The following is an 11677-nucleotide window of genomic DNA, read 5'->3' on the forward strand; positions in this document are numbered from 1 at the left end:
CATCTTCTCCTTATTAAATTCCGTGTTTATGTCCAACATCTTTATGACAAGAAGCACAATTTAATGACTTGTCTGCATGTGGATTTGTTGTAGCATTGATAGCTGTTTGAGCAAAATCTGCATGACAGCGTATGCAGTTTTCTTGCACCATTTTTCTGCTTTTTTCAGTCGCACTCAAATTTGTAGGCAACTCATCAAGTTTAAAAGTAAAAGCATAAGCATGCCCTAAACCACTTTGAGCCTTAGCTATCCATTTAGCTACAAAATTATGTGGCAAATGGCAATCTACACAAGTTGCTCTTGGTTCGCCTTTGACTTTTTGAGAGTGTGGCCCTGCCATGTATTCGTTATAAACTTCATTCATAATATGGCAGTTATTACAAGATTCACTTGCATTGCTTAAATAAGATGTACCCTTAGCGTTATAAAAGGTATAAAACCCAACCGCAAAGAAAACAAAAAGCAAAACAAGAAAAATAGTAAAAAGATTCGAAGTTTTCTTCAAAATTTTCCTCCTTAAAATTATCATTTCTCAAAACCTTCAATGAAATAACAATGTCACAGAATTTCCCAGAAATAAATTTTTTAATTTTAACATAGATAAATTTAATATAATTTTAAAGATATATTTACTCTCAATTAACCTAAAAAATTTAAAACTTTTATTCAATAATTTTAAAATAAATGATAAAATATAACAAAAAAAGGAAAAATTAATGCAAACAAGTCCTGATATGTTTATCAATCGCGAACTTTCTTGGCTTCGCTTTAATTCTCGTGTGTTAGACCAATGTTCTAAAAATTTACCCTTGTTAGAAAAATTAAAATTTATAGCTATATATTGCACTAATTTAGATGAATTTTATATGATACGCGTTGCAGGCTTAAAACAACTTTTTTCAGCTGGAGTTAATGCAAGTAGTAGTGATAAAATGACACCGTTGCAACAATTAAAAGCTATACGCAAATACTTACATCAAGAAAAAGAGCTTTTGGAGCGTTATTTTAATGAAATCACAAGTGAATTAGAAAAAGAAAATCTTTTCATAAAACATTATGAAAATTTAGATGAAAATTTAAAACAAAAATGTGATGAGTATTTTTTCTCCAATATTTTTCCTGTTATTGTTCCAATAGCTGTTGATGCTACTCACCCTTTTCCGCATTTAAACAACTTATCTTTTTCACTGGCGGTTAAAATTTGTGATAAAGCGCATCCTGAACTTGTAAAATTTGGAATGATTAGAATTCCAAGGGTTTTACCTCGTTTTTATGAGGTAAGTGCAAATATTTATGTTCCTATAGAAAGTATAGTCCATCAACACGCAGAAGAAATTTTTCCAGGCTATAAACTCTTAGCTTCAGCAGCATTTAGAGTGACTAGAAATGCAGATATAGTGATAGAAGAGGAAGAAGCTGATGATTTTATGATGATTTTAGAGCAAGGCTTAAAACTTCGTAGAAAAGGAGCTTTTGTAAGATTGCAAATTCAAAAAGATGCAGATGAACAAATCGTAGAATTCCTTAATACTCACATGAAAATTTTTCATAAAGATGTTTATGAATATTCTATCTTACTTAATCTCCCTAGTCTTTGGCAAATCGCAGGAAATAAAACCTTTACACATCTTTTAAGCCCACTTTACACGCCTAAAACTTTACCACCTTTTGATGAGAATTTATCTATTTTTGATGCTGTAGAAAAAGAAGATATACTCATCATACAACCTTTTGAAAGTTTTGATCCAGTTTATAAATTTATTAAAGAAGCAAGCAAAGATCCTGAAGTAATTTCCATAAGAATGACACTTTATAGAGTTGAAAAAAATTCCAATATAGTTCAAGCTTTAATTGATGCCGCAAGCGATGGAAAACAAGTAACTGTGATGGTAGAATTAAAAGCACGCTTTGATGAAGAAAATAATCTTCATTGGGCGAAAGCTTTAGAAAATGCCGGAGCTCATGTTGTTTATGGCATTACAGGTTTTAAAGTCCACGCTAAGGTTTCTCAAGTCATACGCAAACAAGGAGATAAACTTAAATTTTATATGCATTTAAGCACAGGAAATTATAATGCAAGCAGTGCTAAAATCTATACTGATGTGAGTTATTTTACAAGCAAAGCAGAATTTGCAAGAGATACGACAAGCTTTTTTCACATCTTATCGGGCTTTAGTAAAAATCGTCGCCTTCAAACTCTTTCAATGAGCCCAAATCAAATCAAAGAAAAAGTTTTAGAAATGATACGCATTGAAACAAGCAAGAAAAATGAAGGTGTCATTGTAGCTAAAATGAATTCTCTTGTGGATAGTGATATCATACAAGCGCTTTATGAAGCAAGTAAGGAAGGGGTACAAATCGATCTTATCATACGCGGAATTTGTTGCTTAAAACCTGATGAAGAATACAGCAAAAACATACGTGTTAGAAGCATCATAGGAAAATACTTAGAACATGCTAGAGTATTTTATTTTAAACATAGTGAACCAAATTATTTTATATCGAGTGCAGATTGGATGCCAAGAAATTTAGAGCGTCGCTTAGAACTTATGACTCCTATATATGATGAAAGAAGCAAAGCTAAATTAGCTCAATTTTTACGCTTACAACTTAGCGACAATGTTTTAGCTTATGAGCTTAAAAACGATGGAGAGTATGAAAAAATTCCTTCTTCTGAAAAAACTATAGATTCTCAACAAACCTTAGAAGAATATGTAAGTAAAATTTATAAAACACTTAAAAAAGATACAGATCAAAGTCGTGCAACGCACTTAGCTTCCAAACTTTTCAAAGAAAACTAAAAATTTTTAGGGTTTTTACTCTAAAGACTTATTTACTTATTTGTTATAAAAGGACTTTAAGATAAAGCCCTAGGAGATTTCCCATAGAAATAAACAATCATTTCTAAACTATAAAAAGATTTAGAAATGATTTTTAAGATTAAAATTTATACTTAAGCCCTACTTGACCACTTAAGTAAGTTTCATTTTTGCTATCTACTCTACCTGCTAGTATTTGTTTAGCACCAAAGCCAAGATTCATACTGAGTTGATTTGTAAAATCTACATTACCCCCTACGATAATTTATCCGTATGTTTTTTTCTTGTTGTTAGCTTCTACACTAGTAAAGAAAGCATTATTTACAGCTAGGTTAGCTGTGTAATCATCACCACTATTGATAACAAATTGTTCTATTTTTGGAGTTACAAAAATATAAGAGTTTTCATTCATATATTTTCTAAATTCAGCACCCACTTCAACACTTACAGAATTGTTTTTCATAGAATCAATATCTTTAGCAATAGCACCATTTTCTGTATGAGATGGAGTATAACTAAAATAATAATTTACTCCCGCAAAAGGTTTAATAAATAAAGTATTATCACTAAAGTCAAACACACGACCTGCATTAGCACTAAGTCCTAAGAATTTGCTTGTATAATCTGAGTTATATGCACCATCTATTTGAACATTGTCTTGTTTAGTTGGAGAAACTTGAGCATAAGCTTTAAGATTAAGTTCCCATTGTGGAGCTATATTGATAGTAGAATACATACCTAATTGGAAGTTATCGCTTTTTTGTTCTAAATTATTGTCTTTGATTTTAGCGTTTGCATAGGTAAAATAAGCACCCCATAAAACATCATCATTAGCTTGTTTATCTACTCCCACGGTAGCATCATACATTGCACCACTATCTCCATCGATAATGTTAGCACCACCAAAAGCATTAGCCCAAACACTATTGGTATATTCATTTACATAGCTTGGTCTCATATCACTATCTAAAGCAGCAAATTTAAGACCATTCATTTTAGAAGCATAAGTTCCAAAAGGATTGTTTAGCATTGCTACACGAGAACCTATAGAAACATCATTAGAAATATTCATAGTGGTATTTACTGCACTAGAAGCTGAATTGAGATTAGATACAGATTTACCTGTATTGTCTGTGTCTTTTTTGATTTGTAGGGCTAGTTTTACACCTTCTCTACTTGCTAAATCTGCCCCTATACTTCCTAATTGTTCTGTAATAGAACGAAGTGCTAGAATAGAAGCTTTATCATTAGCACTAAGATTTAAATTTAAGTTTTTATTTACTAAATCAATGTATTTTTCATCATCGATTTTACCGCCGTTTTTCTCAGCTTCTTCTAACATTGTTTGAAGTTCAGTTTTTTGTTTTTCAAGAGCTTCTTTTGCTTGTTTCCATTCTTCATCTTGACTAGAATCAAATTCATTTTTAAGCAATTTATCGATAGTATCTATATCTACTTGAAGTTGAACTAGCTTATTTTTAGCTGCTGCAGTAGCACCTCCATTGATTACTAAGCATTTATTGCCACCGCAGTTTTGAACGCTAAGTTTATAATCTACTAAACCTCCGCTATATTTGTCATCAGTGATATCCAGTACAGTTCCTGCTTCCAAAGGATCTTTGCCTTGAACACTGGTTGAGATATAATCACTTGCGAATTTTAAAAGTAATGCACCTGCGTTATTATTTGCTTTTAAAATATCTTCATTGAAATCTTTAGCTTGAACTATTACTACATTATTTGCTTCTAAGTCTGTATAAGAGCGCTTCATAAGTCCAAAATTTGAATTTTTAAGATTTGCAGTTCCATTTACCTTAACAAAATTTCCATAAGTAGCAAAAAGGGTTTTATCGGCAGTAAAATTTCCATTTATAGTTAAGCTACCATTAGCACTTTTTCCTTCAACTGCTCCATTATAAAGAATTATACCTGAGCCTTTTTCTTCATCTTGAGTAATGGCTTCCTTTCCTGAGCTAGTCATAGTTAAATCTCCATTAATCACCGAAGGCGCAAAAGCTTGTAAAATTATATCTGTTGTTTTAACCTCTTTAGCAGTAGCGTTTAGATTTGTTACATAAGCAGGTTCTTGATTGTTATTATGCGTAAAGCTTAAAGTATTGTTTTTACCGATATCAATGTTAAATCGATAATCAGCGCTATCATAGCCATCGCTTGGTAAATCCCCAATGCCCATTTTGATACTTAAATCTTGCCCTTTGTACTTATCAGGATTTTTAAGATTGATATCCTTACCATTTTCTTCAAAATATTTTCCTATATCTGAAGACCCTGTAAAATTGATTTCTTGTGCAAAAGCACTCGAATAAAGCAAAGTTGCTACACCTAAGCTTAGCAATATCTTGCTCGAAGCATTTTTCTTCATAAGTTTCTCCTTCAATAAATTTAAACTGAAGGAATAATTATACCCCCCCCCCTAAAAATAAGCTTAAAAATAAAACTATAAATTTTTAATGAAAAATTATAAAACCCAATATATCAAAATTTTAAGGGTAATAAATCATTCTTAACTTCATATAAAAAATTCTAAAAATTTGAAATAAACTTATGATTTACTTAAAATTAGCGTGATGGTGGAAGCGAGGGGAATCGAACCCCTGTCCAAAAATAATCCCACAAAGACCTCTACATGCTTAGCAAAGATGACTACTTCACCCTACTTCGCTCATCTTCCAAAACTCAAAAGCAAGGCTAAGACCTTATTTCACCTCAACGCTTGTCAAACGCAAGGCTACACTATCAAAAATGACCGAAAATTAAGCTAGATAGTATGACTTAAATTTCAGGCTCAACTGAACTTACGCAGCTTTAGCGTAAGCAGGAGCGAATTTAACGTTGTTTGCGTTTAATTTTATTTGGGCTTTTTACGCTTTGCCCAAAGCGACATGCCATCTAAGCAGACTTACTCCTGTCGAAGCCAAGTCGCTCCCTTATTTAGAAATAATATTTGGAACATTAACAATTAAAGGATTAAAAACCGCTAAAACAGAATCATCATTTTCATACGAACGACAATATTTTTCAAATTGATCACTCATCAAAAGCATCCAATCCGTAAATTCATCACTAGCAGGCCCATTAAAGCGATTTGCTTGCGCCATCATCTCTTCACAAAATACACAAAAATCAGTCACTTCTTCAAGATTTAAGCGTCTTGCTGCCCAAGCGGTATTGTGTGCTAAAGTTTCAAGCTCTTTTATGGCTTCTTTATAACGCACGCTATCGCTTCCAAGCTTGATGATTAAAGGTTCAAACCTATCGCACATGGTTCTAAAAAATTGTAAAAATTTTTCTATATCGTCAATTTCATAATCTAATTCTAATTTTGTTAAAATTCCCATTTTTAAACCATAATCATTAAAGTTTAATGTAAATTCTAGCAAATTTTAGCTAAAATCTTATTTTAATTTTTCCAAAATATAAGCAAAGATATGGATAGAATAGTAGAAATAGAAAAATACTCCTTTGATGAAACTTACGAAACTTCGTTACGTCCTTCAAATTTTGATGGTTATATAGGTCAAGAAAGCATTAAAAAAAATTTAAATATCTTTATAACTGCAGCCAAAAAACGCAACGAATGTTTAGATCATATACTTTTTAGCGGTCCTGCAGGACTTGGAAAAACAACACTAGCTAATATCATCTCCTATGAAATGGACGCAAATATCAAAACAACCGCCGCTCCTATGATAGAAAAAAGCGGGGATTTAGCAGCCATTTTAACCAATCTTAGCGAAGGAGATATACTTTTTATCGATGAAATTCATCGCTTAAGCTCTGCTATCGAAGAAGTGCTTTACCCTGCGATGGAAGATTACCGCCTTGATATTATCATAGGTAGTGGTCCAGCTGCTCAAACCATAAAAATTGATTTACCAAAATTTACTCTCATAGGGGCTACAACACGTGCAGGTATGCTTAGCAATCCTTTACGTGATCGTTTTGGCATGCAATTTAGATTAGAATTTTACAAAGATAGCGAACTTGCCCTCATCTTGCAAAAAGCAGCTTTAAAACTTAATAAAACTTGCGAAGAAAAAGCCGCACTTGAGATCGCTAAAAGAAGTCGTTCAACTCCTAGAATAGCTCTAAGGCTTTTAAAAAGAGTTAGAGATTTTGCCGATGTTAATGATGAAGAGATTATCACAGAAAAAAGAGCTAATGAGGCTTTAAATTCTTTAGGAGTTAATGAGCTTGGTTTTGATGCGATGGATTTAAGATATCTTGAACTTTTAACTGCTGCCAAACAAAAACCTATCGGACTTGCAAGTATTGCTGCGGCTTTAAGTGAAGATGAAAATACCATAGAAGATGTAATCGAGCCTTATTTACTAGCTAATGGCTATATAGAACGCACTGCAAAAGGGCGTATAGCAAGTGCAAAAAGTTATAGTGCTTTAAAACTAAACTATGAAAAAACTTTATTTGAGGAGTAAATTTTGCAAAATGGAAAATTCTTTCTTATAAGCTTTATTTTAGTCATTTTATTTCTTTTGCTTTACCTTTTTAAAGGTTTTTTACTTGTAATTATCATAGCTAGTTTAATGGCGGTAGCTACCTCAAACATCAATGCAAAATTTTTAAATCTTACCAAAGGACATAAATTTTTAGCTTCCATTCTTACAACAGCTTGTATGGTTTTGCTTTTCTTTGCACCTTTTGTTTATGCCATGATAGAACTTGCCAAAGCTTTAAAGAATTTTGATATTAATTTAGTTACACAAACACTTGATTATGTCAAAAACTATCAATTCACCTTGCCTGAAAGCTTTAATTTTTTAGAACCTAAAATCAAAGAATTTTTAGCTTCTATAGATTTAAATAGTATTTCTAAACAAATTCTAAGTTATGCTTCAAGTTTTACAAAATCAGGAGCTAAATTTCTTATAGATATGGTTTTAATTTGCGTATTTTATTTCTTTGCAAATCTATATGGAACAGAACTTGTTATCTATCTTAAATCCATCATTCCTATTGATAAAAAAGAACTTGATGATGTTTTAAGCGAAGTGGGTAATGTTATGGCTGTTGTACTTTACTCTATGGTGATTGTAGCGATATTTCAAGGTGCGCTTTTTGGTTTAATCACAATATTTTATGGTTATGATGGAATTTTAATGGGAGTAATTTTTGCTGTAAGTTCTCTCATACCTGCTATAGGAGGTGCTTTAATTTATATGCCTGTAAGTCTTTATGAATTTGCCTCAAACAATCTTAACTCAGCTCTTGTTATTTTTATTTATTCTGTAATTGTAATTTCTTTTATAGCAGATACTTTAATCAAACCTTTAATCATCAAATGGATCAACAAAAAACTTGTAAAAACCCCTACTAAAATCAATGAACTTTTAATTTTCTTGGCTATGATAGCAGGAATTTCTACCTTTGGTTTTTGGGGTATTATATTAGGTCCTGCGATTTTAACCTTTTTTGTATCAACTTTAAGAATGTATGTGATTTTAAAAGATAAGAATTTAATTTAACTTGCCTTAAAAAAGGCAAGTTTGATGTTCTAGGCTTTTGGGCCTATCATTTTAGTAGGATCAACAAATTTATTGAAATCTTCTTCGCTAACCAAACCAAGCTCCATTGCGCTTTCTTTTAAAGAAATACCTTTTTTATGGGCATTTTTGGCTACTTTAGCAGCGTTTTCATAACCTATGTGTGGATTTAGAGCGGTAACTAGCATTAAAGAATTATGAAGATTATGATCAATTTTTGCACGATTTGGTTCTATGCCTACAGCACAATGGATATTGAATGAATGCATAGAATCAGCCAACAAATCAAGACTTTGCAAGAAATTATAAATAATCACAGGCTTAAACACATTAAGTTCAAAATTTCCTTGACTTGCTGCAAATCCGATAGCTGCATCATTTCCCATCACTTGTACAGCAACCATAGTAACAGCTTCGCACTGGGTAGGATTTACCTTACCTGGCATAATCGAACTTCCTGGCTCATTTTCAGGGATGATAAGCTCACCAAGACCGCATCTTGGACCTGAAGCTAGCCATCTAATATCATTTGCAATTTTCATTAAATTTGCAGCCAAACCTTTCATCGCTCCATGAGTAAAATTAATCGCATCATGACTTGTTAAAGCATGAAATTTATTTGGACTTGAAACAAATTTTGTACCTATAAGTTGAGTTAGCTCTTCACTTACTTTTTGGCTTAATCCTGGATGTGCATTAAGCCCTGTTCCTACTGCGGTTCCTCCTATGGCAAGTTCTCTTAAAGTTGGTAAAGAAGCGATGATTTGCTCTTTTGAATGTAAAAGCATAGAAAGATATCCACTAAATTCTTGTGCTAGAGTAAGTGGAGTAGCATCTTGTAAATGCGTGCGACCTATCTTAATAATGCCATCAAATTCTTTTATTTTTTTTTCAAAAGTTGCAATAAGCTCATCAAGTGCAGGGATAAGCTTTTTCTCTACTTGCTCAACTGCAACTATACTCATAGCTGTTGGAAAAGTATCATTTGAACTTTGACTCATATTAACATGATCATTTGGATGCACAAGCTTTTCTTTGCGAAAATCCCCGCCCATGATTTCAGTAGCACGATTTGCAATAACTTCATTCATATTCATATTGCTTTGCGTGCCTGAACCTGTTTGCCAAATCGCAAGTGGAAAATTATCATCAAATTTACCTGCGATAATCTCATCGCAAGCTTGAACTATAGCATTTTTCTTAGCATCATCAAGTTTGCCAAGTTTGTTATTGACTAAAGCTAAAGATTTTTTAAGATTTGCAAAAGCATAGATTAAAACCTTTGGCATTTTCTCACAACCAATTTTGAAATTTTCAAAACTTCTTTCAGTTTGAGCTCCCCAATATTTATCATTTGGGACCTTAACTTCACCCATAGTATCATGTTCAACTCTGTATTCCATAGTGTTTCCTTTCTAGAAATATTATTAGAATTATTTAAACAAAAATAAGCATAAAGTTAGCTTATAATTTAAAATTTATTTATATTTTTTGTAGTATTTTGAAGTTATGTGCAGTTTATTTAAACTGCACGGATTATTCGACTGTTACGCTTTTAGCCAAATTTCTTGGCATATCCACATCATTGCCAAGTCTTATGGAAATTTCCATCGCCAAAAGTTGAGTAATGACCATCATTTCAAAAAATTCACACATATAATGATCTTGCTCATTGGTTTTTATAAAATCATCACTTAAATCAAATTCTAAAGGTGAAATGCTAAGTACTGTAGAATCCCTAGCAATAAGCTCTTCAACATTTGATTTTGTTTTTTCATAAAGCATGTGCTTTGGCATTAAAGCTATAGTATAAAGCTTAGAATCAGCCAAAGCAATAGGGCCATGTTTCATCTCTCCTGCAGGATAACCCTCAGCATGAAGATAAGATAATTCTTTAAGTTTCAAAGCTCCTTCTAAGGCCAAAGGATAAAACACATCTCTGCCTATAAAGAAAAAGCCATGTCCATCTAAATAACGCTTGGATAAACGATGAATTTTTTCATGTAAAGCTTGTTTTACATTTACACAATTTGGAGTATGTAAAAGCGCTTTAATTTCAGCAGAAACATTTAAATTTCTTTTTTGGGCCATAAAAATAGCAAGCATCCAAAGGGTTAAAACTTGAGTCGCAAAAGCTTTAGTTGAAGCAACTCCTTTTTCTATGCCCGCACGAGTTAAAAGACTTAGATGTGCTAAACGCACTATATTAGAATTATCCACATTACAAATTGCAAAGGTCTTAGCACCCTGCTCTTTTGCAATCTTTAAAGCCTCTAAAGTGTCTGCTGTTTCTCCACTTTGAGAAATAACAATAAATAAAGAATCTTTTTTTATAATTGCTTCACGGTATCGAAATTCACTTGCAATTTCTACTTTAGCTTTAACTTTAGCAATTCTTTCAAACAAATAAGCACTTGCCATTGCAGCATGATAGCTTGTTCCACAAGCACAAAGCGTGATTTCATCTACTTGACTTAAATCTTCATTGTTTAACTCATCAAAAACGACTTCATCACCTTGAGTACGCCCCATTAAAACTTCACTCATCACGCGACTTTGTTCATAAATTTCTTTTTCCATAAAAAAGCGAAAGCCATCTTTTTTTGCATAAGCCTTATCGCCTGAAAGCTTAGAAAAACAAAGTGACTTTAAAACATCATTTTCATAAACAACAAGCTCATCTTTACTCGCGTATCCCAAGCTTAAATCTTCAAGATACATTACCTCATCACAACTTCCTATCAAAGGCGCATCACCTGAAGAAAAATACCATTCTTTATTTGCATTTTTACCGATAATCAAAGGAGCAGCATTTTTTGCAAAATACACATGTTTGGGATCTTTTTTTGTTACTAACAAAGTAGCAAAAGCACCGCGAAGTTCTTTGATGGTTTTTTGCCAAGCTTCAAAAACTCCCAAATTTCTTGCATAAAATTCAAAAAGCTGGACAATAACTTCTGTATCGGTTTGACTTAAAAAACTCACGCCTTCTTTTTCAAGTTTGTCTTTGATTTCTTTATAATTTTCTATAATACCATTGTGAATCACACAAGAATACTGTCCTAAATGAGGATGTGCGTTGATTTCAGTAGGCTTACCATGAGTTGCCCATCTTGTATGACCTATAGCAAAACCATAACCTTGACTTTCAAAATCCGTGCATTTATTCGCCAAATTTTCAAGCTTTCCTACAGCTTTAAAAAAACTAAGCTCTCCTTCTTGCATCACTGCCATACCCGCACTATCATAGCCACGATATTCTAATTCTTTAAGTCCATTTAGTATAATTTGTTTTTTTTCATTATTTCCTATATAGCCTACGATTCCACACATTTT

Annotated in this window: 7 protein-coding genes, 1 other RNA gene and 1 pseudogene; 3 read left to right on the plus strand and 6 right to left on the minus strand. The window is 32.4% G+C overall.

Features of this window, described 5'->3' with window-relative positions; all coding sequences use genetic code 11:
• Positions 1-13 precede the first annotated feature (13 nt).
• Positions 14-529: a cytochrome c nitrite reductase small subunit gene (gene nrfH / locus BGS40_RS04030; RefSeq protein WP_010891930.1), complete on the minus strand. Its 516-nt coding sequence runs from the start codon at positions 527-529 to the stop codon at positions 14-16.
• Positions 530-716: 187 nt separating this feature from the next.
• Between nrfH and BGS40_RS04035 the strand changes: the two genes are divergently transcribed.
• Entirely contained in the window at positions 717-2801 is a 2085-nt protein-coding gene (locus BGS40_RS04035; RefSeq protein WP_087695698.1) for an RNA degradosome polyphosphate kinase, read from the plus strand.
• A gap of 139 nt (positions 2802-2940) precedes the next feature.
• Here BGS40_RS04035 and BGS40_RS04040 read toward each other — a convergent pair.
• The 3 genes and pseudogenes from BGS40_RS04040 to BGS40_RS04050 form a co-directional block, all read right to left on the minus strand.
• Positions 2941-5202: pseudogene (locus BGS40_RS04040) on the minus strand (autotransporter outer membrane beta-barrel domain-containing protein).
• 206 nt (positions 5203-5408) lie between these two features.
• Positions 5409-5767: a transfer-messenger RNA gene (gene ssrA / locus BGS40_RS04045) on the minus strand.
• On the minus strand, positions 5768-6178 hold the full coding sequence (locus tag BGS40_RS04050) for a hypothetical protein (protein WP_002783915.1): 411 nt from the start codon (positions 6176-6178) through the stop codon (positions 5768-5770).
• 90 nt (positions 6179-6268) lie between these two features.
• On the opposite strand from BGS40_RS04050, the gene ruvB reads away from it, so the two are divergent.
• Positions 6269-7276 (plus strand): Holliday junction branch migration DNA helicase RuvB, encoded by a 1008-nt coding sequence (ruvB, locus tag BGS40_RS04055; RefSeq protein WP_096738403.1) that lies wholly within the window; start codon positions 6269-6271, stop codon positions 7274-7276.
• Positions 7277-7279: 3 nt separating this feature from the next.
• The gene (locus BGS40_RS04060) at positions 7280-8323 is read left to right on the plus strand and encodes an AI-2E family transporter (RefSeq protein ID WP_002892916.1); all 1044 of its coding nucleotides are present in this window, start codon (positions 7280-7282) and stop codon (positions 8321-8323) included.
• Between the two features lie 29 nt (positions 8324-8352).
• Here BGS40_RS04060 and fumC read toward each other — a convergent pair whose 3' ends face one another.
• Together fumC and glmS are read right to left on the minus strand one after the other, a co-directional pair.
• Positions 8353-9744: a class II fumarate hydratase gene (fumC, locus tag BGS40_RS04065; RefSeq protein WP_096738404.1), complete on the minus strand. Its 1392-nt coding sequence runs from the start codon at positions 9742-9744 to the stop codon at positions 8353-8355.
• Between the two features lie 133 nt (positions 9745-9877).
• Entirely contained in the window at positions 9878-11674 is a 1797-nt protein-coding gene (gene glmS / locus BGS40_RS04070; RefSeq protein WP_096738405.1) for a glutamine--fructose-6-phosphate transaminase (isomerizing), read from the minus strand.
• Between the last annotated feature and the right edge of the window lie 3 nt (positions 11675-11677).

The sequence above is a fragment of the Campylobacter sp. 107 genome, from assembly GCF_002383835.1.
Taxonomy (GTDB): Bacteria; Campylobacterota; Campylobacteria; order Campylobacterales; family Campylobacteraceae; genus Campylobacter_D; species Campylobacter_D jejuni.